The sequence below is a fragment of the Geodermatophilus sp. SYSU D00698 genome (assembly GCF_054050335.1).
On the sequence record NZ_JBJGZD010000021.1, the window covers coordinates 1 to 23,264 of the forward strand.

20 protein-coding genes are annotated in these 23,264 nt (G+C 75.4%); 8 read left to right on the top strand and 12 right to left on the bottom strand.

What is annotated here, in order from left to right:
- Positions 1-46: 46 nt before the first annotated feature.
- The 9 genes from ACI8AB_RS17620 to ACI8AB_RS17660 all read right to left on the bottom strand — a co-directional run bounded on the left by ACI8AB_RS17620 (position 47) and on the right by ACI8AB_RS17660 (position 10,321).
- Positions 47-217: a hypothetical protein gene (locus tag ACI8AB_RS17620; RefSeq protein WP_387985054.1), complete on the bottom strand. Its 171-nt coding sequence runs from the start codon at positions 215-217 to the stop codon at positions 47-49.
- 81 nt (positions 218-298) lie between these two features.
- Positions 299-1,765: a rhamnulokinase gene (locus tag ACI8AB_RS17625; protein WP_456951178.1), complete on the bottom strand. Its 1,467-nt coding sequence runs from the start codon at positions 1,763-1,765 to the stop codon at positions 299-301.
- Complete coding sequence (locus tag ACI8AB_RS17630; RefSeq protein ID WP_387985059.1) at positions 1,762-3,798, bottom strand: bifunctional aldolase/short-chain dehydrogenase; 2,037 nt, start codon at positions 3,796-3,798, stop codon at positions 1,762-1,764. The genes ACI8AB_RS17625 and ACI8AB_RS17630 overlap by 4 nt, the downstream gene beginning before the upstream one ends.
- A gap of 92 nt (positions 3,799-3,890) precedes the next feature.
- Positions 3,891-5,075, bottom strand: coding sequence for an L-rhamnose isomerase (gene rhaI / locus ACI8AB_RS17635; RefSeq protein ID WP_456951179.1), 1,185 nt, complete (start codon positions 5,073-5,075; stop codon positions 3,891-3,893).
- A complete protein-coding gene (locus ACI8AB_RS17640) occupies positions 5,072-5,446 on the bottom strand; it encodes an L-rhamnose mutarotase (protein ID WP_387985065.1) in 375 nt (124 codons plus the stop codon). Before ACI8AB_RS17640 ends, rhaI begins: the two co-directional genes overlap by 4 nt.
- A 68-nt stretch (positions 5,447-5,514) precedes the next feature.
- Positions 5,515-6,603 carry a rhamnose ABC transporter substrate-binding protein gene (rhaS, locus tag ACI8AB_RS17645; protein WP_456951180.1) on the bottom strand — a complete coding sequence of 363 codons (1,089 nt, stop codon included), beginning with the start codon at positions 6,601-6,603 and terminating at the stop codon, positions 5,515-5,517.
- A 73-nt stretch (positions 6,604-6,676) separates the two neighbouring features.
- Complete coding sequence (locus tag ACI8AB_RS17650) at positions 6,677-7,690, bottom strand: ABC transporter permease (RefSeq protein WP_456951181.1); 1,014 nt, start codon at positions 7,688-7,690, stop codon at positions 6,677-6,679.
- A complete protein-coding gene (locus ACI8AB_RS17655) occupies positions 7,680-8,759 on the bottom strand; it encodes an ABC transporter permease (RefSeq protein ID WP_456951182.1) in 1,080 nt (359 codons plus the stop codon). Before ACI8AB_RS17655 ends, ACI8AB_RS17650 begins: the two co-directional genes overlap by 11 nt.
- Positions 8,756-10,321 (bottom strand): sugar ABC transporter ATP-binding protein, encoded by a 1,566-nt coding sequence (locus tag ACI8AB_RS17660; RefSeq protein ID WP_456951183.1) that lies wholly within the window; start codon positions 10,319-10,321, stop codon positions 8,756-8,758. The genes ACI8AB_RS17655 and ACI8AB_RS17660 overlap by 4 nt, the downstream gene beginning before the upstream one ends.
- Positions 10,322-10,512: 191 nt before the next feature.
- Here ACI8AB_RS17660 and ACI8AB_RS17665 point away from each other — a divergent pair, with 191 nt between their 5' ends.
- From ACI8AB_RS17665 to ACI8AB_RS17685, 5 genes are all read left to right on the top strand, one after another.
- Positions 10,513-11,538 (top strand): LacI family DNA-binding transcriptional regulator, encoded by a 1,026-nt coding sequence (locus ACI8AB_RS17665; protein ID WP_456902009.1) that lies wholly within the window; start codon positions 10,513-10,515, stop codon positions 11,536-11,538.
- The gene (locus ACI8AB_RS17670) at positions 11,535-12,308 is read left to right on the top strand and encodes a (Fe-S)-binding protein (protein ID WP_456951184.1); all 774 of its coding nucleotides are present in this window, start codon (positions 11,535-11,537) and stop codon (positions 12,306-12,308) included. The genes ACI8AB_RS17665 and ACI8AB_RS17670 overlap by 4 nt, the downstream gene beginning before the upstream one ends.
- The gene (locus ACI8AB_RS17675; protein WP_456951185.1) at positions 12,305-13,813 is read left to right on the top strand and encodes a LutB/LldF family L-lactate oxidation iron-sulfur protein; all 1,509 of its coding nucleotides are present in this window, start codon (positions 12,305-12,307) and stop codon (positions 13,811-13,813) included. The genes ACI8AB_RS17670 and ACI8AB_RS17675 overlap by 4 nt, the downstream gene beginning before the upstream one ends.
- Positions 13,810-14,430, top strand: coding sequence for a LutC/YkgG family protein (locus ACI8AB_RS17680; protein WP_456951186.1), 621 nt, complete (start codon positions 13,810-13,812; stop codon positions 14,428-14,430). Before ACI8AB_RS17675 ends, ACI8AB_RS17680 begins: the two co-directional genes overlap by 4 nt.
- A 125-nt stretch (positions 14,431-14,555) precedes the next feature.
- The gene (locus ACI8AB_RS17685) at positions 14,556-16,463 is read left to right on the top strand and encodes a TIM barrel protein (protein WP_456951187.1); all 1,908 of its coding nucleotides are present in this window, start codon (positions 14,556-14,558) and stop codon (positions 16,461-16,463) included.
- A gap of 37 nt (positions 16,464-16,500) precedes the next feature.
- Here ACI8AB_RS17685 and ACI8AB_RS17690 read toward each other — a convergent pair whose 3' ends face one another.
- The gene (locus tag ACI8AB_RS17690) at positions 16,501-16,863 is read right to left on the bottom strand and encodes a thioredoxin family protein (protein ID WP_456951188.1); all 363 of its coding nucleotides are present in this window, start codon (positions 16,861-16,863) and stop codon (positions 16,501-16,503) included.
- 167 nt (positions 16,864-17,030) lie between these two features.
- Here ACI8AB_RS17690 and ACI8AB_RS17695 point away from each other — a divergent pair, with 167 nt between their 5' ends.
- Positions 17,031-18,314: a PP2C family protein-serine/threonine phosphatase gene (locus ACI8AB_RS17695; RefSeq protein ID WP_456951189.1), complete on the top strand. Its 1,284-nt coding sequence runs from the start codon at positions 17,031-17,033 to the stop codon at positions 18,312-18,314.
- An 84-nt stretch (positions 18,315-18,398) separates the two neighbouring features.
- On the opposite strand, the gene ACI8AB_RS17700 is transcribed toward ACI8AB_RS17695, so the two are convergent.
- Positions 18,399-19,241, bottom strand: coding sequence for a patatin-like phospholipase family protein (locus ACI8AB_RS17700; RefSeq protein ID WP_456951190.1), 843 nt, complete (start codon positions 19,239-19,241; stop codon positions 18,399-18,401).
- A gap of 177 nt (positions 19,242-19,418) precedes the next feature.
- On the opposite strand from ACI8AB_RS17700, the gene ACI8AB_RS17705 reads away from it, so the two are divergent.
- Positions 19,419-21,422 (top strand): alpha-amylase family protein, encoded by a 2,004-nt coding sequence (locus tag ACI8AB_RS17705; RefSeq protein WP_456951191.1) that lies wholly within the window; start codon positions 19,419-19,421, stop codon positions 21,420-21,422.
- A gap of 15 nt (positions 21,423-21,437) precedes the next feature.
- Here the strand turns inward: ACI8AB_RS17705 and ACI8AB_RS17710 are convergent, their stop codons facing one another.
- Positions 21,438-22,235, bottom strand: coding sequence for an alpha/beta fold hydrolase (locus ACI8AB_RS17710; RefSeq protein ID WP_456951192.1), 798 nt, complete (start codon positions 22,233-22,235; stop codon positions 21,438-21,440).
- 65 nt (positions 22,236-22,300) lie between these two features.
- Between ACI8AB_RS17710 and ACI8AB_RS17715 the strand changes: the two genes are divergently transcribed.
- Entirely contained in the window at positions 22,301-23,239 is a 939-nt protein-coding gene (locus tag ACI8AB_RS17715; RefSeq protein ID WP_456951193.1) for an alpha/beta hydrolase, read from the top strand.
- Positions 23,240-23,264 lie beyond the last annotated feature (25 nt).

The following is a 23,264-nucleotide window of genomic DNA, read 5'->3' on the forward strand; positions in this document are numbered from 1 at the left end:
GTGCTCTGCCCCGCCGGTGGGGGCAGAGCACGAGCGCGGCCGGACCTCAGGAGCGGTGCACCTCGTCGTAGCCGTAGTCGCCGCCGGGGTCGTGCCCGGTCCGGTCGGCCGGCTCCGCGCCCACCGGGGGCACCGGCGCGCGCGCCGCCCCGGCAGCGGCCCCGTGGGCCATGTCGTAGCCGTAGTCGCCGTCGGAACGCTCAGCCGGCTGGGTCACGGCCCCTCCTCGACGCCCGTCGTGCACGTGCGGCCGATGGTCCGCGCCCGGCCGGGACGCGGGCAAGGGCCGCCGCCGCGGTCAACGGGCGACGCGCGCCTCGGCGGCCGCCCAGCCGGCGTCGGACCCCGAGGGCCGGTACTCCACCAGCGCCTGCGTGGTGCGCAGCAGCCGGCGCATCTCCCCCAGCCCGCCCTCGAGGGCCCCGAGCGCCCGGGCCTGCACCAGCGCGTTGCCCAGCGCCGCGGCCTCCACCGGGCCGGCGAGCACCGGCCGCTGGCAGGCGTCGGCGGTGAGCTGGCACAGCAGCGCGTTGCGCGCTCCCCCGCCGACCAGGTGGACGACGTCGACGTCGCGGCCGGACAGCTCGACCGCCGCCCGGACCGTGCGCCGGTAGGCCAGGGCCAGGCTGTCGACGACGCAGCGCACCGTCTCGGCCTGGCTCTGCGGCGGCGTCTGCCCCGTCTCGGTGCACACCTGCGCGATGCGCGCGGGCACGTCGCCGGGCGGCAGGAACCGCGGGTCGTCGACGTCGACCACCGCCGTGAAGGCCGGCACCCGCGCGGCCGCGGCGAGCAGCTCGGGCAGGTCGGCCGGCAACCCGGCCGCCGCCCAGGTGCGCAGCGACTCCTGCAGCAGCCACAGCCCCATGACGTTGTGCAGGTACCGCACGGTGCCGTCGACGCCGAGCTCGTTGGTGAAGCCCGCCGTCCGGCCGGCCTCGGTGAGCACCGGCTTCTCCAGCTCCACCCCGACCAGCGACCACGTGCCGCAGGAGACGTAGGCGAACCGGTCGCCGCGCCCCGGGACCCCGGCCACCGCCGACGCGGTGTCGTGCGACCCGACCGCGACCACCGGCACCTCGCCCAGCCCGGTCTCGGCGCGGACCTCCGCGGTGAGCCGGCCGATCTCGTCGCCGGGCTGCACGAGGTCCGCGAGCAGGTCGCGCGGCAGCTCGAGCCGGTCGAGCAGGCCGGTCGCCCACTGCCGCGTCGTCGCGTCGAGCAGGCCGGTCGTGGAGGCGTTGGTGACCTCCGTGACCCGCGCGCCGGTCAGCCAGTACGCGAGCAGGTCCGGGACGAGCAGCGCCTGCCGGGCGGCGGCGAACCGCGCCGTCCCGCGCATCGCGGCGAGCTGGAACACCGTGTTGAACGGCAGGTGCTGCAGCCCGTTGACCCGGTACAGCTCGTCGGGCGGGACGACGGCGTGCACCGCCGGCACCGCGGTCTCGTGCCGGGCGTCGCGGTAGTGCACCGGGTTGCCCAGCAGCGCGCCGTCGGCGTCGAGCAGGCCGACGTCGACCGCCCAGCTGTCGATGCCGATGCCGTCGAGCCCGTCGGCCTCGCGGCCGGCCGCGCGCAGCCCGTCGAGCACGCCGGCGTAGAGGCCCAGGACGTCCCAGTGCAGCGTGCCCGCCGTGCGCACCGGCCGGTTGGGGAACCGGTGCAGCTCGGTGAGGTCCAGCCGCCCCGGGCCGACCCTCGCGGCCATGACCCGGCCGCTGGAGGCGCCCAGGTCGACGGCCGCGAGGGACAGCTCGCGGGTCACCGGAGGAAGGCCGCGGCGACCCCGGAGTCGACCGGGACGTGCAGGCCGGTGGTCCGGGTGAGCTCCCCGCCGGTGAGGGCGAAGACGGCGTCGGCGACGTGCTCGGGCAGCACCTCGCGCTTGAGCAGCGTGCGCTGGGCGTAGAACTGCCCGAGCTCCTCCTCCGGCACCCCGTAGACCGCGGCGCGCTTGGCGCCCCAGCCGCCGGCGAAGATGCCCGACCCGCGGACGACGCCGTCGGGGTTGATGCCGTTGACCCGGATCTGGTGCTCGCCGAGCTCGGCGGCCAGCAGCCGGACCTGGTGGGCCTGGTCGGCCTTGGTCGAGGAGTAGGCGATGTTGCTCGGGCCGGCGAACACGGAGTTCTTCGAGGAGATGTAGACGACGTCGCCGCCCATCCCCTGCTCGATCATGATCCGGGCCGCCTCGCGGGAGACGAGGAAGCTGCCCTTGGCCATGACGTCGTGCTGCAGGTCCCAGTCCCGCTCGGTGGTCTCCAGCAGCGGCTTGGAGATCGACAGGCCGGCGTTGTTGACCACGAGGTCCACGCCGCCGAAGGCGAGCACCGCCTCGCGGAACGCGGCGGCCACGGCCTCGGCGTCGGACACGTCGGCGGCCACGCCGATCGCGACGTCGGGGCCGCCGATCCCGGCCGCGGCGTCGGTGGCCTTCTGCAGGTCCAGGTCGGCGACGACGACGCAGGCGCCCTCGGCGGCGAGCCGCTCGGCGATGGCCTTGCCGATGCCGCTCGCCGCGCCGGTGACCAGCGCGACCCGGGTGGCCAGCGGCTTGGGCTTCGGCATCCGCTGGAGCTTGGCCTCCTCCAGCGCCCAGTACTCGATGCGGAACTTCTCGCTCTCGTCGATCGGCGCGTAGGTGGAGACCGCCTCGGCGCCGCGCATGACGTTGATGGCGTTGACGTAGAACTCGCCGGCCACCCGCGCGGTCTGCTTGTTGGCGCCGAAGCTGAACATGCCCACGCCGGGCACCAGCACGATCGCCGGGTCGGCGCCGCGCATCGCCGGCGAGTCGGGCGTCGCGTGCCGCTCGTAGTAGGCCGCGTACTCGGTGCGGTACTCCTCGTGGAGCTCCTTCAGCCGCCGCACCACCTCGTCGGTGGTCGCGGTGGCCGGCAGGTCGACGACCATCGGCCGCACCTTGGTGCGCAGGAAGTGGTCCGGGCAGGAGGTGCCCAGCGCGGCGAGGGGCTGCAGCTTCTCCCGCGACAGGAAGTCCAGGACGACGTCGGAGTCGGTGAAGTGGCCGACCTGGGGCCGGTCGGTGCTCGCGAGCCCGCGGATGACCGGCGCCAGCGCGGCCGCCCTCGCCCGGCGCTCGTCCTCGGGCAGCGCCTCGAAGCCGGGGACGACGGCGCCGAACGGCTCGGCCTCCCCGCGCTCGGCGAGGAAGCGCTCGGCGGTCCGGATGACGTCGAGGGAGTTGGCCTCGGCCTCCGCGGCGGTGGCGCCCCACGCGGTGATGCCGTGGCCGCCGAGGACGCAGCCGATCGCCTGCGGGTTCTTCTCCTTGATCGCGGCGATGTCCAGGCCGAGCTGGAAGCCGGGACGGCGCCACGGCACCCAGACGACGCGGTCGCCGAAGCACTCGCGGGTCAGCGCCTCGCCGTCGGCCGCCGTCGCCAGGGCGATGCCGGAGTCGGGGTGCAGGTGGTCCACGTGCGCGGCGTCGACGAGCCCGTGCATCGCGGTGTCGATCGAGGGGGCGGCGCCGCCGCGGCCGTGCAGGCAGAAGTCGAACGCGGCGACCATCTCGTCCTCGCGGTCGACGCCGGGGTAGACGTCGACCAGCGAGCGCAGCCGGTCCAGCCGCAGCACGGCCAGGCCGGACTCCTGCAGGGTGCCGAGGTCGCCGCCAGAGCCCTTGACCCACAGCAGCTCGACCGGCTGACCGGTCACCGGGTCGGTCTCGGTGCCCTTGGCGGAGGTGTTGCCGCCGGCGTAGTTGGTGTTGCGCGGGTCGGAGCCCAGCCGGTTGCTGCGCTCGAGCAGCTCACGGACGACGGGGTTGGTCACGAGGGGTGCTTCCTTCCGGGAGTCCGGGGACCGCCTTTCGCGCGCGAAAGGCGATGGGAGGGAGTGCCTTTCGCGCGCGAAAGGCGAAGAGCTCAGGCGCCCCAGGAGGCCTGGGTGCCGCCGATGCGCTCGCGGGCGATGCGCTCCTGGTGGCCGGAGCGGGCGTAGGCGGCGTACGGGTCGGCGGCGAGGCCCCTCGACTCGCGCAGCTCCGCCAGCAGCGGGCGGACGTCGGTGGAGAAGGCGTCGGTCAGCGCGCCGTGCGCGGCCAGCACGTCACCGGAGGACTGCGCGGCGGCCAGCGCCTCGCGGTCGACCAGCAGCGCCTTGGCCGTGGCCTCCTGCACGTTCATCACCGAGCGGATCTGGCCGGGGATCTTCGGCTCGATGTTGTGGCACTGGTCGAGCATGAAGTTGACCTGCGACCCCGGGCGCAGCGCGTCCGCGGCCACGATCTCGTTCATGATCCGGAACAGCTGGAACGGGTCGGCCGAGCCGACGATCAGGTCGTCGTCGCCGTAGTACCGGGAGTTGAAGTCGAACGCGCCGAGCCGGCCGACCCGCAGCAGCTGCATGACGATGAACTCGATGTTGGTGCCCGGCGCGTGGTGGCCGGTGTCGAGCACGACGGTGGCCCGGTCGCCCAGGGCCAGGCAGTGCAGCAGCGAGGTGCCCCAGTCGGGGATGTCCATCGCGTAGAAGTAGGGCTCGTAGAACTTGTACTCGAGCAGCAGCCGGTGGCCCGGGTCGAGCAGCGCGTAGATCTGCTGGAGCGAGTCGGCCAGCCGGTCCTGGCGGCCGCGCAGGTCGTCCTGGCCGGCGTAGTTCGTGCCGTCGGGCAGCCACAGCTTGAGGTCGGTCGACCCGGTGGCGCGCATGACGTCGACGCACTGCGCGTGGTGGGCGATCGCCTTGTCCCGGACCGCCTTGTCCGGGTGGGTCAGCGACCCGAGCCGGTAGTCGTCGTCCTGGAACAGGTTGGAGTTGATCGCGCCGATCGAGACGCCGAGGTCGGCGGCGTGCGCGGCGAGCTTGGAGAAGTCGTCGACGAGGTCCCACGGGATGTGCAGCGACACCCGCGGCGCGGCGCCGGTGTGGCGGTGCACCACCGCTGCGTCCTCGATCTTCTCGAACGGGTCGCGGGCGACGCCCGGCTGGCCAAAGACCTTGAAGCGGGTGCCGGAGTTGCCGAACGCCCACGAGGGCAGCTCGATGGTCTGCTCGGCCAGCGCGGCGAGCGCGGCGGCCCTGCGGTCAGAGGTGCCGAGGTCGGTCACGAGGGGTCTCCCGTCGGTGCGGTGGTGGTCTCCCCGAGCGCCGTCAGCTGGGCGTCGAGGTCGAAGACGAGCGGCAGCTCGGCCTTGCCGGAGCCGTCGCCGGTCACGAAGAAGGGAGCCATCGAGGCCTCCCACCGGGCGCTCACCTCGGTGGCGTCCACGGCGGCCTGCGCGGCGGCCAAGCCGCCGACACCGTCGTCGGTCTCCACGATCCCGACGAGCAGGCCGTCCTCGCGCAGGTAGAGCCGGTAGTCGCGCCAGCCGGCGTCGCGCAGGGCGCGCAGCATCTCCGGCCAGACGGCGGCGTGCCGCTCGCGGTACTCGGCGAGCCGGTCCGGGCGGACCTGGAGGGTGAAGCAGGCGCGGGGCACGGGGGTCTCCTTGCGGGGGGTCCCGGTCCCGCCGCCGGGGAGCCGGCGGCGGGACCGGGCGCGACGACTCAGAAGTCGAAGTCGTCGATGTTGTCGGCGTTGAACACGGTGGGCTCGCCGAGCACGACGACGCCGTCGGCGCCGACCTCGTACTCGCCCAGGTCACCGGCCTCGAAGGTCTCGCCCTCCTCGCCGGTGATCCGGCCGGCGGCCAGCGCGGCGCCGGCGTGGGCGGCCAGGTAGCCCAGGTCCTCGGGGTTCCACAGGGCGAAGGCGGTCACCGTGCCGTCCTGCACGAACTCGCGCATCTGGTTCGGGGTGCCCAGGCCCGTCAGCGCGACCCGGCCCTTGTACTCCGAGCCGGACAGGTAGCGCGCCGCGGCGGAGATGCCCACGGTGGTCGGCGAGATGATGCCCTTGAGGTCCGGGTAGGTCTGCAGCAGACCCTGGGTCTCCTGGAAGGACTTCTCGTCCTCGTCGTCGCCGTAGACCGTCGTCACGATCTCCATGTCCGGGTACTCCTGGGCGGCGTACTCGGTCATGAGCTCGATCCAGGTGTTCTGGTTCGTGGCGTTCGCCGTCGCCGACAGGATCGCCACCTGGCCGGCGCCGCCGATCTGCTCGGCCATGAGGTCGATCTGCGTCTGCGCGATGCCCTCGGCCGTGGCCTGGTTGATGAACAGGTCGCGGCACTCGGGGTTCGTGTCCGAGTCGAACGTGACGACGCTGGCGCCGCCGCTGCGGGCCTGGTCCAGGGCGCTGCAGATGGCGTTCGGGTCGTTGGCCGAGGTGAGGATGACGTCGGCGCCCTGCTGGGTCAGCGTGTTGATGTAGCTGACCTGCGAGGAGGCGCTGGCCTCCGACGGGCCGACCTGGCTGAACTCGCCCTCGACCTCCCCGACGGCGCGCTCGGCGCCGGTGGCGGCGACGTCGAAGTAGGGGTTGTTCAGCTGCTTGGGCAGGAAGGCGATCGCGAGGTCCGCGGGGATCTCGGCGTCGGGGTTCGCGGAGGCGCCGGCGGCGTCGTTGCCGCCGCTGCTCCCCTCGTCCTCGCCGCGGGTGGTCCCGCCGCAGGCGGCGGTGGTGAGCACGACGGCGGCCACCGCCACGCCGGTCAGGCCACCGCGCAGGCGGCGGCTGGTCAGGAACAGCGACATCGGGGTCCCTCTCTTCGGGTGGGTGGGGTCTGGTGGTGCGGTGGTGCGGCTGTGGGTGGGGAGCGGGGGCGGGTCAGGCGGGGGCCCGGCGTCGCCGGCCCTTGACCCGGGCGGCGACCTGCGGCGCGACGACGGCGGTGATCAGCAGGACGCCGGTGACGATGTTCAGGACGTCCGAGGGCACGTTGACCAGCTGCAGCGCGTTGCGGACCGAGGCGAGCAGCAGGGCGCCGGCCATGACGCCGAGCAGGCCGCCGCTGCCGCCGAAGATGGAGACGCCGCCGAGCAGGATCGCCGCGATGACCTGCAGCTCCAGGCCCGTGGCGTTGTCGGCGCGGGCGCTGCCGTAGCGGAGGGTCCAGTAGACGCCGCCGAGCGCGCTGACCACGCCGGTGGCGACGAACAGCCACAGCTTGGTGCGGGCGACGTCGATGCCGCTGAAGCGGGCGGCGTCCTCGCTGTTGCCCATGGCGTACAGCGAGCGGCCGACCGGGGTGGCGTGCAGGAGGACCGCGGTGACCGCGACCAGCACCAGCAGCGGGAGCACGACGGTGGGGATGCCGGTCGAGCCGATCGAGCTGATCGCCCACGTCGTCCAGGCACGCGGGAAGTCGGCCACGGCCTGGTCGCCCAGGACGACGAACGCGAGCCCGCGGTAGAGCGCCAGCGTGCCGATGGTGACCGCCAGCGAGGGCAGCCCCAGCCTGGTCACGAGGAACCCGTTGACCGCGCCGAGCACCGCGCCCAGCACGAGGACCAGCGGGATGATCGCCTCCAGCGGCAGCCCGGCCACCCACAGCTGGCCCATGACCGCGCTGGACAGGCCGACGGTGCTGGCCACCGACAGGTCGATCTCGCCGGTGACCACGACCAGCGTCAGCGGCAGCGCGATGAGCGCGATGACGACGACGTCGAGCAGCAGGAAGCCGGCGTTGCGGGTGCTGGCGAAGCCCTCGACCGAGAACGCGGCGATCACGAGGAACAGCACGAGGAACGTGGTGATGACGCTGCCGCTGGGCAGGGTCGGCCCGCGGCGGGCCGACGCGGCGGTCGGCGCGGCCGGGGCGGGGGCGGTCTCAACGGTCACGGCGGGCGTTCCTCCCCCGGAGGCGGGCGGCCAGGCGCAGCTGCAGCGCCCGGTCCAGTGCGATGGCGGCGAGGATCAGCGCGCCGACGGCGGCGTCCCGCCAGAACGGGTCCAGGCCCAGCTGCGGGAGCGCGGTGCCGATCGTGGTGAGCAGCAGCGCGCCGAGCGCGGCGCCGTAGACCGAGCCGCTGCCGCCGAAGATGGCGACCCCGCCGACGACCGCGGCGGCGACGACGAACAGCTCCTGGCCGGTGCCGGCGGTGGTGTCCAGCGTCTGGAACCGCGCGGCGTAGAGGACGCCGGCGAGCCCGGCGAGGGCCCCGTTGACGACGAAGGCGGTGAGCACCCGCCGGCCGACCGGGATGCCCGACAGCCGCGCGGCCTCGGGCGCCGAGCCGATGCCGTACAGCTCGCGGCCGCTGCGGAAGGTCCGCAGGTAGTAGCCGACGAGCAGGACGACGGCGACGGCGATGAGGAACAGCACCGGGACGCCCAGCAGCCGGGCGCCGCCCAGGGACTTGAAGCCGGCGGGCAGGTCGGCGGCGTTGATCTGCAACCGGTCGGCGCTGGAGGCCCACAGCGAGTCCAGCCCGCGGAAGGCGTAGAGCGTGCCGAGGGTGACCACCAGGGAGGGCACCCCGGCGGCCGCGACGATCAGGCCGTTGAGCAGGCCGCAGACCGCGCCGACGGCCGTGCCGGCCAGGATCGCGACCACCACCGGCGTGCCGGGGGCGACCACCAGCAGCGTGCCGGTGGCGTAGGCCGACAGGCCGAGCACCGAGCCGACCGACAGGTCGACGTTGCGCGTGATGACCACCATCGTCTGGCCGGCGGCCAGGACGGTGAGGATCGCCGCGGACAGCAGCAGGTCGCGGACGTTCTGCCCCGACAGGAACCGCGGGTTGGCGATCACCGTCACGACGACGAGCAGCACGAGCGCGGCGAGGATGCCGAGCTCGCGCACCACGAACAGCCGGTGGACCAGCGCCGACCCGCGGCGGCCGGTGCGCTCGGGCGCGGCCAGCTCCTCCGGCAGCGCCGCGGGGGTCCTCGTCAGGGGCGCGCTCACCGGGCGGCCCCCGCGGTCGAGGAGCCCTGGCCGGTCGCGGCCAGCATGACGCTGTCCTCGTCGGCGCGGGCGCGGGGGATGTCGTCGACGAGGCGGCCCTCGGAGACGACGAGGACGCGGTCGGCCATGCCGAGCACCTCCGGCAGTTCGCTGGACACCATGACGACGGCCAGCCCCTCGGCGGCCAGCTCCGACAGCAGCCGGTGCACCTCGGACTTGGTGCCGACGTCGATGCCGCGGGTGGGCTCGTCGACGATCAGCACGCGCGGCTCGGTCGACAGCCACTTGGCGAGGACGACCTTCTGCTGGTTGCCGCCCGACAGCGTGGACACCGGGTCGGACAGCTTCCCGGCCTTGACCTGCAGGCGCTCGGACCACTCGGCGGCCTGGGCGCGCTCGGCGCGGGAGCTGAGCAGGCCCGCCCTCGCCAGCTTCCAGCGCCGGGTGAGGGTGGCGTTCCTCTCCACCGACAGCTCCATGACCAGGCCCTGCTGGCGGCGGTCCTCGGGGACGAGCGCGATGCCGGCGGCCATGGCCGCGGCCGGGTCGCCCTTCCTCAGCGCCTTGCCGGAGACCCGGACCGAGCCGGCGTCGTAGGTGTCGACGCCGAAGACCGCGCGCACGATCTCGCTGCGGCCGGCGCCGACCAGGCCGGCCAGCGCGACGATCTCGCCCGCCCGCACGTCGAAGGAGACGTCGGAGAACACGCCGCGGGTGGTCAGGCCGCGCACCTCGAGCACGACGTCGCCGGGCTCGACGTCGACCTTCGGGAACAGCGAGGAGACCTCGCGGCCGACCATCCGGCGGACCACCTGGTCGACGGTGAGGTCGCGGGTGAGGTCGGTGGAGACCCACTGCCCGTCGCGCATGACGGTGATCCGGTCGCAGAGGTCGAACACCTCGTCGAACCGGTGCGAGATGAACAGCACCGCGGCGCCGGAGTCGCGCAGCGACCGGGCGACGGCGAACAGCCGCTCGACCTCGACGCCGGACAGCGCGGCGGTGGGCTCGTCCATGACGAGCACCCGCGCGTCGAACGACAGCGCCTTGGCGATCTCGACCATCTGCTGGTCGGCGATGGACAGGCCGCGCGCCGGGCGGTCGGGGTCGAGCGCGACGCCGAGGCGGTCGAACAGCGCCCGGCAGCGGCGGCCGAGCTCGCGGCGGTCGATGCGCCGGCCCGACAGCAGCGGCTGGCGGCCCATGAAGATGTTCTCCGCGACCGACAGGTCGGGGAACAGCGTGGGCTCCTGGTAGATGACCGCGATGCCGGCGGCCCGCGCGGCGGCGGGGTCGGCCAGGGTCACCGGCCGCCCGTCGAGCAGCACGCGGCCGGTGTCCGGGCCGTGCACGCCGGCGAGGATCTTGACCAGCGTCGACTTGCCGGCGCCGTTCTCGCCGACGAGCGCGTGGGCCTCCCCTGCGCGCAGCTCCAGCCGCGCGCCGCGCAGCGCGGCGACCGCGCCGAAGCTCTTGCCCACGTCCTCGAGGGCCAGGACCACGGTGCCGTCCTGTGCCCGACCGGCCGCCGGCGGCGCGGGTGGCGCCGAGGCGTGGTCCACGACGACCACCTCCGTTTGTGAAACGATTCAGGCGTGCTGTGGCGCAGACCATAGGGAGGCGTTTCGAGACGTGTCAACACCGCGCGTCCGGCTCGCGACCGGTGTTTGACACGTTTCAGTACACGGGCGACGATCGCTGCCGGACGGTGTCCCCCGTCACCCACCCCGACCCCTGAGGAGACGCCGTGCCGGTGAGCATCCGCGACGTCGCCGAGCAGGCCGGCGTCTCGGTCGGGACGGTGAGCAACGTGCTCAACCGCCCCGAGGTGGTGAGCGGGCCGACCCGCGAGCGGGTGCTCGACGCGATCGCCGCGCTCGGCTTCGTCCGCAACGAGTCGGCCCGCCACCTGCGCGCCGGGCACAGCCGGACCATCGGCCTGGTCGTCCTCGACATCGCCAACCCGTTCTTCACCGACGTCGCGCGCGGCGTGGACGACGTCGTCGACCCGGCCGGCCTCGCGGTGATCCTGTGCAACTCCGACGACCGCCCGGAGAAGGAGGCCGCCCACCTCGACGTGCTCGCCGAGCAGCGGGTGCAGGGCGTCCTCATCACCCCGACCGCGGAGCTGTCGCCGCACCTGGACTCGCTGCGCCGCCGCGGGGTGCCGGTGGTGCTGGTCGACCGGCGCGCGCCCGGCCCCGACCAGTGCGCGGTCGCCGTCGACGACGTCCTCGGGGGCCGGCTGGCCGCCGAGCACCTGCTCGAGCGCGGGCACCGGCGGATCGCCTTCATCGGCGGTGCCTCCGGGCTGCCGCAGGTGCAGGAGCGGCACGCCGGCGTCGTGGCCGCCGTCCGGGAGGCCACCGGGGACGACGACGCGCTGCTGGTCCTCTCCCCCGAGCACCTCACCGTCGACGGCGGCCGCGAGGCCGCCGCCCGCATCGTCGGGCTGCCCGCCGCCCGCCGGCCCACCGCCGCCGTGTGCGCCAACGACCTGCTGGCCCTCGGCGTGCTGCAGGAGATGGTCCGCCAGGGCGTGCGGGTGCCCGACGACTTCGCGATCGTCGGCTACGACGACATCGACTTCGCCGCGGCCGCCGCGGTCCCGCTGACCTCGGTGCGCAAGCCGCGGGCGGCGCTGGGGTCGCGGGCCGCCGAGCTGCTGCTGGACGAAGCGCGCGGCGAGGGGCACGTGCACGTGCAGGAGGTCTTCGAGCCGACGCTCGTGGTCCGCGAGTCGAGCATGGTCTTCCGCGACAGAGAGGGGACCCCGTGAGGGTCGCGCTGTTCGCCACCTGCCTGGTGGACACGGTGGTGCCGCAGGTCGCCCTGGCCACCGCGCGGCTGCTGGAGCGGCTGGGCCACGAGGTGGTCGTGCCGCCGACGCAGGCCTGCTGCGGGCAGATGCACGTCAACACCGGTTACCGGCGCGAGGCGGTCCCGATCGTGGCCAACCACGTGCGGGCGTTCGCCGGGGCGGAGGCGGTCGTGGCGCCGTCGGGGTCGTGCGTGGCCTCGATCCACCACCAGCAGGCCGCCGTCGCCCGCCGCGCGGGCGAGGAGGGGCTGGCCGCCGAGGCGGAGGCCCTGGCCGCGCGCACCCACGAGCTGTCGCAGTTCCTCGTCGACGTGCTCGGCGTGACCGACGTCGGCGCCTACTACCCGCACCGCGTCACCTACCACCCGACCTGCCACTCGCTGCGCCTGCTGCGATTGGGCGACCGGCCGCTGCGGCTGCTGCGCGCCGTCCGCGGGCTGGAGCTGGTGGAGCTGCCCGGCGCGGAGTCCTGCTGCGGGTTCGGCGGCACCTTCGCGGTGAAGAACGCCGACACCTCGACGGCGATGCTCACCGACAAGATGGCGAACGTGCTGTCCACGCACGCCGAGGTGTGCACCGCCGGCGACGCCTCCTGCCTGATGCACATCGGCGGCGGGCTGTCCCGGCTGCGCTCGGGCACGCGGACGGTTCACCTGGCCGAGATCCTCGCCTCGACGGAGGAGAACGTGAGCCCCGACCAGACCACCGCCCCCGCGGTGCCGGCGTGAGCGCGACGCCACTCGCCCCGGGCGCCCCCCGCTCCGGGACGACGTTCCTCGGCCTGCCGACCGCCCCTCGCGGCGTCGGCCACCTGCGCGGCACGCAGCCGTTCCCCGACGCCGCCCGCACGGCCCTGCGCGACGGGCAGCTGCGCGCCAACCTCGGCCGGGCCACGACGACGATCCGCGGCAAGCGCGCCGCCGTCGTCTCGGAGGTGCCGCACTGGGAGCAGCTGCGCCAGGCCGGCAGGGCGCTCAAGGCCGCCACCATGGCCCGGCTCGACGAGCACCTCGAGGAGCTCGAGCGGCAGGTGACCGCGCGCGGCGGCACGGTGCACTGGGCGCGCGACGCCGCCGAGGCCAACCGCATCGTCACCGACCTGGTGCGGGCCACCGGCAGCGACGAGGTGGTCAAGGTCAAGTCGATGGCCACCCAGGAGATCGGCCTCAACGAGGCGCTGGAGACCGCGGGGATCAGCGCGGTCGAGACCGACCTGGCCGAGCTGATCGTCCAGCTGGGCGAGGACGCGCCGTCGCACATCCTCGTGCCGGCGATCCACAAGAACCGCTCGGAGATCCGGGAGATCTTCAGCCGCACCATCCCCGGCGTCGACCCCGGCCTGACCGACGAGCCGCGGCAGCTGGCGATGGCCGCCCGCGCCCACCTGCGCGAGCGGTTCCTGCGCGCCCGGGTCGCCGTCAGCGGGGCCAACTTCGCCGTCGCCGAGACCGGCACGCTCGCCGTCGTCGAGAGCGAGGGCAACGGCCGGATGTGCCTGACCCTCCCGCAGACGCTGATCACCGTCATGGGCATCGAGAAGGTCGTGCCGCGGTGGGAGGACCTCGGGGTCTTCCTGCAGCTGCTCCCCCGCTCCTCCACCGGCGAGCGGATGAACCCCTACACCTCGCTGTGGGCCGGCGTCACTCCCGGCGACGGGCCGCAGGAGTTCCACCTCGTCCTGCTCGACAACGGCCGGACGGCGGTGCTCGCCGACGAGGTGGGCCGCGAGGCGCTGCACTGCATCCGCTGCTCGGCCTGCCTGAACGTGTGCCCGGTGTACGAGCGCACCGGCGGGCACGCCTACGGCTCGGTGTACCCCGGCCCGATCGGCGCGGTGCTGTCCCCGCAGCTGACCGGCGTCGAGGACAACGCCTCGCTGCCGTACGCGTCGTCGCTGTGCGGCGCCTGCTACGACGTGTGCCCGGTGGCGATCGACATCCCGTCGATCCTCGTGCACCTGCGCGCCGAGCACGTCGAGGCGGTCGCCAGGGACAGGGAGCGGCCCACCGCCGAGGCGGTCGCCTTCCGCGGGCTGTCGCGGGTGATGAGCAACCCGCGGCTGTGGCACCTCGCGCAGCGCGCGGCCGGGCTCGGACGGCTGCTCGCCCGGGGGAGGCCGACGCTGCCGGCCGCGCTGCCGCCGCCGGCGAGCGCCTGGACCCGCACCCGCGACCTGCCCACCCCGCCGGGGAGGACGTTCGTGCAGCAGTGGAACGAGGAGCACGGCCGGTGAGCGCGCGCGAGGAGGTGCTCGGCCGGATCCGGACGGCGCTCGGGACCGACCGGCCGTCGGTCGCCGTCCCGCCGGTGCCGGCGCCGCGCGAGCTGCCGGCGGCCGAGCTGCTGGACCTGCTCGCCGAGCGGGTGGAGGACTACCGCGCCACGGTGCTCCGGTGCGCGCCGGCCGACGTCCCGGCGACCGTCGTCCGCGCCCTCGACACGGCACTGGGCACCGGCTGGGACCCGGCCGGTGTCGCCGTCGCCCCCGGGGTGCCGGCCGCCTGGCGGCCCTCCGGCTCGGCCCAGGACGACGGCCGGCCCGCGGTGGAGCTCGCCGCGTTCGCCGCGACGCTCACCGGCGTGGCGACGGCGGTCGCCGAGACCGGGACGCTGGTGCTCGACGGGTCGCCGCTGTCGGGCCGGCGGGCGCTGTCCCTGCTGCCCGACGTCCTGGTCTGCGTGGTCGAGGCCGCGCAGGTGGTGCCCGACGTGCCCGACGCCCTGGCCCGGCTGGACCCGGTCGCCCCGCTGACGATGGTCAGCGGCCCGTCGGCGACCAGCGACATCGAGCTGCAGCGGGTCGAGGGCGTGCACGGCCCGCGCACCCTCGTGGTCGTCCTCGCCGGCTGACCGGGCGCCTCGCACGTCCCCCGAGCGGGCGGTCCGGTGCGGCACCGCCTTGCTGCGCGGAGGACCAGCGGTCATCCTCCGACGGTGCGCCGTCCCTCGACCACCTCCCCGGCCCGCGGTCCTGAGTGACCGCTCCAGTGCAGTCGATCACCCGGCGCCGCCGGTCGATCGCGACGGTCTGTCTGTCCGGACTGCTCGAGGACAAGCTCGACGCGGCCGCGTCGGCGGGCTTCGACGGCGTGGAGCTGTGCGAGCCGGACCTGGTGTCCGCGGCGTGGACACCGGCGGAGGTGGCCGGCCGCTGTGCCGACCTCGGCCTGTCGATCGACCTCCTCCAGCCGTTCCGCGACCTGGACTCCACCGATCCGGACCGCTTCGCGCGCAACCTGCGCCGCGTCGAGCGCACCCTCGACGTGGTGGCCGCCCTCGGCACCGAGACGCTCCTGGTGGTCTCGTCCGTCGCGGCCGACGCGGTGCAGGACCTCGACCGGCTGGCCGCCCAGCTGGCCGAGACGGCCGACCGGGCGCAGCGGCGTGGGCTCCGGGTCGCCTACGAGGCCCTGGCCTGGGGCACCCACGTCTCCACGTGGGAGCGCAGCTGGGAGGTGGTCCGCCGGGCCGGTCACCCGGCGCTGGGACTGTGCCTGGACAGCTTCCACGTCTTCGCGCGGGACGGGGACCTCGCCGGCATCACCGCGGTCCCCGGCGACAAGATCTTCTCCGTGCAGCTGGCCGACGCGCCCGACCTGCGGATGGACGTGCTGCGGTGGAGCCGCCACCACCGGCTCTTCCCCGGGCAGGGGGCCTTCGACCTGCCGGGGTTCCTCGGGGCCGTCCTCGCCGCCGGCTACACCGGGCCGCTCTCGCTCGAGACCTTCAACGACGTCCACCGCTCGTCCGCACCCACCTGCACGGCGGCCGACGCCATGCGCTCGCTGCGGTGGCTGGAGGAGGTGGTGGCGCGCGACCACCCGGGCAGTGGCGCGCTCCTGCCCCCTCCGGCACCGGACCTGACCGGCTGGTCGTTCGCCGGGCTGACCGCCGACGGGACCTCCGCGTCCCGGCTCTCGGAGGTCCTCACCTCGCTCGGTTTCACCCGCACCGCCCGTTCCCGGACCGAGCCCGTCGCCGTGTGGGAGCAGGGCGGGGCCCGGTTGCTCGTCGACTCCCGGAGGAGCCAGCCGTCCCGGCGGGGCGCCGTCGTCCTCACGTCCCTCGGGGTCGCGAGCACCGATCCCGTCCGGTCGGCCCAGCGGGCGCGGGCGATGGGCGCCCCGGTGGCGGAGCGCGGCTCCGGCGCTGCCGGGACCGGGTCCTGGGCGGTGGCCGCACCCGACGGCACGGAGATCCGGTGCACGCCTCCCGCGCCGGAGGGCTTCGTCCCGACGGGGGAACGGCCGGGGGCCGGCAGCGGGTTGACCCGCATCGACCACGTCGGCCTCACCGTGACGCCCGACGACGTCGAGAGGACCACCCTGTTCCACCGCGCGGTCCTGGGGCTGGAGGCGCACGGCGAGGCCGACGTCCCCGGCCCGTCGGGCCTCCTGCGCACCCGCGGGATCGCCGGCCCGGACCGGGCCGTGCGGCTGGCGCTCACCGTGCCGGTCCTGCGCCGCGGTGAGTGGGCGTCCGAGGTCCCGGAACCGCAGTACGTCGCGTTCGCCACCGACGACGTCGTCGCCACGGTCCGGGCGCTGCGGGCGGCCGGTGCCCCGCTGCTGTCCCCACCGGTCAACTACGCCGACGACCTGGAGACCCGGCTCGACCCGGACCCGGACCTGCTGGCGGTCGTCCGCGAGCACGGCCTGATGTACGACGAGGACGGGGACGGCGGCTACCTGCACGTGGCCACCGAGCTGGTCGGCGACCGGGTCTTCTTCCTGGTGGTCCAGCGACTGGGTCGCTACGACGGCTACGGCGCCGCGGACGCTCCCGCACGCATGGCAGGGCACCGGCGCAGGGCGGCGGGGCGGTCCCCCGTCGCCGCCGCCCCGGCGGCGGGCACGCCCTGCCCCGTCGGTCGCCGGGCCTGACCTCCGCCGCCACCGCTCGCGGGCGGCGGCGTCGCGCTCAGTCGATCGGCTCCGGGTACAGCGCCCGGACGGCGGGCATGTCGAGCGCGCGGATCGTCTCGACCAGCAGGTCGAGGGAGTCCGCGGGGATCCACCCCGGCTCGGCGAAGACCAGCACGCCGTCGCGGTAGACCCGCAGCGTCGGCGCGGACCGCACGCCCAGCTCGGCCGCCAGCGCGGCCTCGGCCTCGGTGTCGACGGCGGTGAAGCGCAGGTCCGGGTGCCGCGCCGCGGCCTGGTCGAACACCGCGGTGAACGCGCGGCTGCTGCCCGACCGCGACGTCCGGAAGTCGACCAGCACGATGCCCGGCGCGGACACCGTCGCCGGGAAGTCGGCCGCGCCGATGGTCGCCGTCGTCATGTCCCCTCCCGTCTCCTCCCCCAGTGTGGCCCCCGGCCCCCCGCCGCACAGCCGCTGCCCCCGTCGCCGGTGTCTCGGGTGCGGTGCCGGCGCGGGCTCGGCTGGTGACCGCTGCCGTACGCTCCGTACCCGGCGCCTGCGGACGGGGGAGCCGGGACGGAGCCGGGGTGAGCAGCGACGACGGGACCGGGGACGTCGAGCGCTACCGCTACCTCGCCGAGGTCACCGAGTCCCTGACGCAGAGCCTGGACACCGGTACCACGGCCGACCAGCTCGCCCGCCTCGTCGTGCCGGTCCTCGCCGACTGGGCCACCGTCACCCTGCTCGCCGGGGACGGCGCCCCCGGCAGCTCCGCCCGCGCGCACCGGGACCCCCGGCGCCTCGACGACGTCGACACCTACCTCGCCGGCCGGGTCACCGCCCCGCGCGACCAGGCCGCGCTCGCCTCGGCGCTCGCGTCCGGCGAGCCCGTGCAGCTGGAGCGCATCGAGGCGGACCTCGGCCCGGAGTCCCTGCCCCAGGGTCCGGTGCGCGCGGCCTGGGAGCGGCTGGACCCCCGGTCGAGCCTGTTCGTCCCGCTGCAGGCGCGTGGCTCGGGCTTCGGCGTCCTGTCCCTCGTCCGGTGCGGCGACCGGCCGCCGGCCGGGCCCGCCGACGTCGCGCTCGCCGTCGAGGTCGCCCGCCGCGGGGCGCTGGCGCTGGACAACGCCCGGCTCTACGGCCGCCAGCTGCGGGCGGCCGAGACGCTGCAGCACAGCCTGCTCACCCCGCCGCCGCAGCCGCCCGGCCTCGAGGTCGCCGTCCGCTACCGGCCCGCGGTGTCGCAGCACCTGGTCGGCGGTGACTGGTACGACGCGTTCCCCCGTCCCGACGGGACCACGGTGCTGGTCATCGGCGACGTCGCCGGGCACGGCGTCGAGGCCGCCGCGGCGATGGCGCAGCTGCGCAGCGCGGTGCGCACGCTCGCCTACGACTCCCCCGACGGGCCGGCGCGGACCCTCGACCGCGTCGACCGGGTGCTGGCCGGCCTGCACGTCGGCACGCTGGCCACCGCGCTGGTCGCCCACCTGGCCCCCGCGCCCGGTGGTTCCGGCCGGCTGCTGCGCTGGTCGTCGGCCGGTCACCTGCCGCCGCTGGTGCTCGGTGCCGACGACACGGTGCGGCTGCTCGACACCCCGCCCGAGCGGCTGCTCGGCACCGACGAGCCCGGCCTGCGCCGCGACCACGAGGCGGCGATCGCACCCGGCGAGACGCTGGTGCTGGTCACCGACGGGCTGGTCGAGGTCGGCCGGCAGGGCATCGACGAGGGTCTCGCGGCCGCCGCCGAGGCGCTGTCCGGGCTGTCCGGGCTGGCCGCGGACGCCCTCTGCGACCGGCTGCTCACCCGCGCCCTGCCCGGCCGCACCGACGACGACGTCGCCGTGCTCGCCGTCCGCGTCCTGCCCGGCTGAGGCCGCTCACCGCCCACCGGGTGGTCACCTGCCGGGGTCACCGGCCTGCGGTGACCCCGCCCTGCGACCACCCGACGCCGGGCGTCAGCCCCAGAAGGCGCGGACCTCGTCGGCGACGCGCGCGGCCTGGGCGCGGCCGGCGCGGGCGCAGGGCTCGCGGGTGGCGGGGTCGAGCGGGTTGGTGCCGAAGGCGCGCACCGCGGCCTCGTCGGCGAGCACCAGGTGCGCCTTCCCCTCCCGCCGCAGCGTCGCCAGCTCGTCGTCCAGCGACGGGCCCAGCGGGCTGCCCGCGATCCCCGCCATCGGCGCGACCACGAGCACCGTGTCGCAGCCGGCCGCGAGGTCGGCGTTGGTCGCCGAGCGCATCCCGCCGTCCATGAACCGCCGCTCCCCGATCGTGATCGGCGGGTAGACGCCCGGAACCGCGCAGGACGCGGCGACGGTGTCGAGCAGCGGGAACCCGGTGTCGCGGTCGACGGCGAGGAACTCCCCGTCCGCGGTGTCGACGGCGGTCACCACGAGCCGCTGCGCGGGCCACTCCGGTGCGCCGATCCGCGCGCCGATGACCGCGCGCCGCTCGGCCTCGGGCATGGTCTGCGCGCGCAGCGCGAGCGCGCCGATCCGGGCGCGCGCGTCCTGCTCGCCGGTCGCACCGGCCAGCGCGGCGGCGAACGAGGCGAAGAAGGCCGCCCCGTCGAACTGCACCGCCCGCTCGGTCGCCGGCACCGGGCCGAGCTGCGCGGCGTGGAGCTGCTCGAGGTCGTGACCGGTGCGCAGCAGCGTGCCGACGATCGAGCCGGCCGAGGTGCCCACCACCAGGTCGGCGTCCCGGACGTCGACCCCGGCCTCGGCCAGCCCGGACAGCAGCCCGATCTCCCAGGCGATCCCGGCGATGCCACCGCCACCGAGGACCAGTGCGCGGCTCACCTCCGGACCCCGGGACGCCGGCGCCGACGGCCGTCTGTCGTGCAGTCACGGAGCGGGGGGAGGGAGGAGATCACGGGCGCCAGTCTGGCGTCGCCGGCGGCGCACGGTCGACCCGCCCCCGCCCTCCACCCCGGTCGCCCGGGTGCACGTGCGGCCCGGACACGCTACGCAGGGTCCATGAGCGCGGGGGCCGGGCAGCCGGGAGCCGAACAGCCGGGAGCCGAACAGCTGCGGGCCGGGGCCCGGCGGGCGTGGGCGGCGCTGCGGCCGCGGCTCGCCGACGAGGCGGTCGCCGTCCTGGGCGAGGCGGAGGCGGACGCCTTCCTGGCCCGGGCTGACCTGGCGCTGCACGACGTCCACGAGCCGCTGGCCGTCCTGTACGGGGACGCCGCCGACGACCTGTTCGCCCGCGGGCTGCGCGCCGCGCTGGCCGCGGCGGCCGAGCGCCCGGAGCCGCTGCGGCGGACCGACCGGCGGCGGGAGATCGACCCGGCGTGGTTCCAGCGGGCCCGGGTGCAGGGCTACGTCTGCTACGTCGACCGGTTCTGCGGCACCCTCGCCGAGCTGCCCGGCCGGCTCGGCCACCTCGCCGAGCTGGGCACCACCTACCTGCACCTGATGCCACTGCTGCGCCCGCGCGAGGGCGAGAACGACGGGGGCTACGCGGTGGCCGACTACCGCGCCGTCGACCCGCGGCTGGGCACCATGGCCGACCTCGAGGCGGTCGCGACCGCGCTGCACGAGCGGGAGATGGCGCTGTGCATCGACCTCGTGCTCAACCACACCGCCCGCGAGCACCCCTGGGCGCAGGGCTGGCTGGCCGGCGACCCCGTGTACGCCGGCTTCTACACCGCCTTCCCCGACCGGGAGATGCCCGACGCCTACGACGCGACGATCCCGGAGGTCTTCCCCGACCGGGCCCCCGGCTCGTTCAGCTGGGTGCCCGAGGCGCTCGGCGGCGCCGGCGGCTGGGTGTGGACGACGTTCTGGCCGTACCAGTGGGACCTCGACTACACCAATCCCGAGGTGACGCTGGCGATGGCCGGTGAGATCGCCTGGCTGGCCAACCGCGGCGTCGACGTCTTCCGGATGGACGCCGTCCCGTTCATGTGGAAGCGGCTGGGCACCAGCTGCCAGAACCAGCCCGAGGGGCACACCCTCCTGCAGCTGCTGCACGCGCTGACCCGGCTGGCAGCTCCCGGCGTGGTGTTCAAGGCGGAGGCGATCGTCTCCCCCGACGACCTGGTGGCCTACCTCGGCGGCCACGACCGCTACCGGCCCGAGTGCGAGCTGGCCTACCACAACTCGCTCATGGTGCTGCTGTGGAGCAGCCTGGCCACCCAGGACGTCCGGCTGGCCCGGCAGGCGCTGCGCCGGATGCGGCCGATCCCGCCCACCACCACCTGGTGCACCTACGTGCGCGGCCACGACGACATCGGCTGGGCGGTCACCGACGAGGACGCCGCCGCCGTGGGCCTCGACGGGTTCGCCCACCGCCGGTTCCTCAACGACTTCTACGCCGGCCGCTTCCCCGGCTCCTTCGCCCGCGGCGCGCTGTTCCAGGAGAACCCGGTCACCGGCGACGCGCGGATCTCCGGGTCGGCGGCGTCGCTGTGCGGCATCGAGGACGCCCTCGACCGCGACGACCCGGTCGCCCTCGACGCCGGGGTGCGCCGGCTGCTGCTCCTGTACTCGGTCGCCTACGCCTTCGGCGGGGTCCCGCTGCTCTACATGGGCGACGAGCTGGCGCTGCGCAATGACAGCTCCTACCTCGCCGAGCCCGAGCGGGCGCCGGACAACCGCTGGATGCACCGCCCGCCGATGGACTGGGCGGCCGCGGCCCGCCGCGGCGACCCGACCACGCTGGAGGGCCGGGTGTGGGCCGGGATCCGCCGGCTCGGGGAGGTGCGCCGGTCGCTGCTGGCGCTGCGCGGCGGGGTGGAGTCGACGGTGGTCGACGTCGGCAACGACGCGGTGCTGGTCTGGCGGCGGCAGCACCCGCGCGGCGGCACGTTCGTCGGGGTGGCCAACTTCTCGCCGCACCCGCAGCGGGTCGACGCCGACACCGTCACCGGGTTCGGCACGTTCGCGCAGGTGCACGGCAGCGACGGCCCCCTGCCCGTCCGCGACGGCCTGCTGCTGGTCCCCGGCCTCGGCTCCGCCTGGTTCGCCGAGTCCTGACCGGTGCGGACCACCTCACCCGCGGAGGAAGTCCGCGACCAGCGGCGCCAGGACCTCCGGAGCGACGACGTGGCCGGAGGCGGGGAGCACCCGGAGCGCGGCTGCCGGGAGGAGGTCCGCCAGCCGCCGGGCCACCTCCCGTATGAACGGAGGGCTGTCGCCGCCGACCAGCACGAGCCCGGGCCGCGCCGTGCGGCGGGCGACGTCCTCGGGCACCGCGCCGCCGGTCCGCACCGAGTCGAGTACCGCCAGGTCGTACGCGAGGGTCGGGGCGAGGGCGAGCAGCTCCGCCCACCGCGGCGTCGCCCGCATCGCGTCGACCACCTCGCCGGGCATCCCGGTGCCGCGGCACCACCGGTCCACCGCCTCGTCCCGCTCCCCGGCGGCCAGCAGGTCCAGGATCCCGGCCGCGAAGGTGCGACTCTCGTCCCGGAACGCGGGGTCGTCGGGGGCGAAGGGCGGGTCGTGGAGGACGAACCGGTCCACCGGCAGCCCCGCCCCGACGGCACGCAGCACCAGGGCGGCGCCGGAGGAGTGCCCGTAGAGGGACGCGTGCCCGCCGACCGCGTCGACCAGCGCGGCGAGGTCCTCGACCTCCCGCTCGACGGCGTAGGGCAGGGTGTCGCCGCTGTCGCCGCGGCCCCGCCGGTCGTAGTCGACCGTCGTGAACCGCTCGCCGAGCGCCCGGGCCGTGGGGCGCATCAGCGCGCGGTCGCAGGTCGCGCCGCACACGGTGACCAGCGGCGGCCCGGACCCGCAGACCTCGTAGGCGATGCGGGTGCCGTCCGCCGAGGCGACCGTCTCGTACGTCATGCCGGGGAGACCGGCGGACGGCGCACCACTCATCGGCACCACACGGAGGAGGACACGTGGCACGGATGGACCTGAGGGTCCGGCTGCTGGGCCGGCTGCTCGCGCGGACGTCGATCACGCGGATGGACGACGAGCGGCTGCGCAGGGCGCAGCAGCGGCGCGTCCCGCACAACCCGGTGACCGACCTGCTGCTCGGCGGCGTGGCACCGGGCGTGCGGCTCACCGACGGGACCGCACGGGGCGAGGTCGGCAAGGTGCCCGTGCGCACGTACCGGCCGGAGTGGGCCACCGGCCCCCTGCCGCTGGTCGTGAACTTCCACGGCGGCGGCTGGACGCTGGGCAACCTCGACTCGGCGGACTGGCTGTGCAGCAGCGTGTCCGCCACCGTCGGCGCCGTCGTCGTCTCGGTCGAGTACCGGCTCGCGCCCGGGCACCGCTGGCCGGCCGCGGCCGAGGACTGCCACGCCGCGCTGACCGACGTCGTGGAGCGGGCCGCCGAGTTCGGCGCCGACCCCGAGCGGGTCGCGGTGATGGGCGACAGCGCGGGCGGCAACCTGGCCGCCGTCGTCTGCCTGACGGCCCGGGAGCGCTCCGGCCCGCGGATCGCCCACCAGGGGCTGGTCTACCCGTCGGTCGACCTGACGATGAGCAGCCCGTCGATCGACGAGAACGCCCACGCGCCGATCCTCACCCGCGCCGACTGCCGCGCCTTCCGCGACCACTACCTCGGCGACGGCGACCCGCACCACCCGCACGCCTCGCCGCTGTTCGCCACCGACCACGCGGGCCTCCCGCCGGCGCTGGTCCAGGTGGCCGAGCACGACCCCATCCGCGACGACGGCGTGCGCTACGCCGCGGTGCTGCGGGACGCGGGCGTGCCCGTCCGGCTGACGGAGTACGTCGGCATGCCGCACGGGTTCCTCGCCTTCCCGCGGCTGTGCCGGTCGGCGCCGCAGGCCCTGGCGGAGCTGTGCGCGGAGCAGGCGGCGGTGTTCAGCCGCTGACCTCCCCCCGCCGGGTGATGGGCCC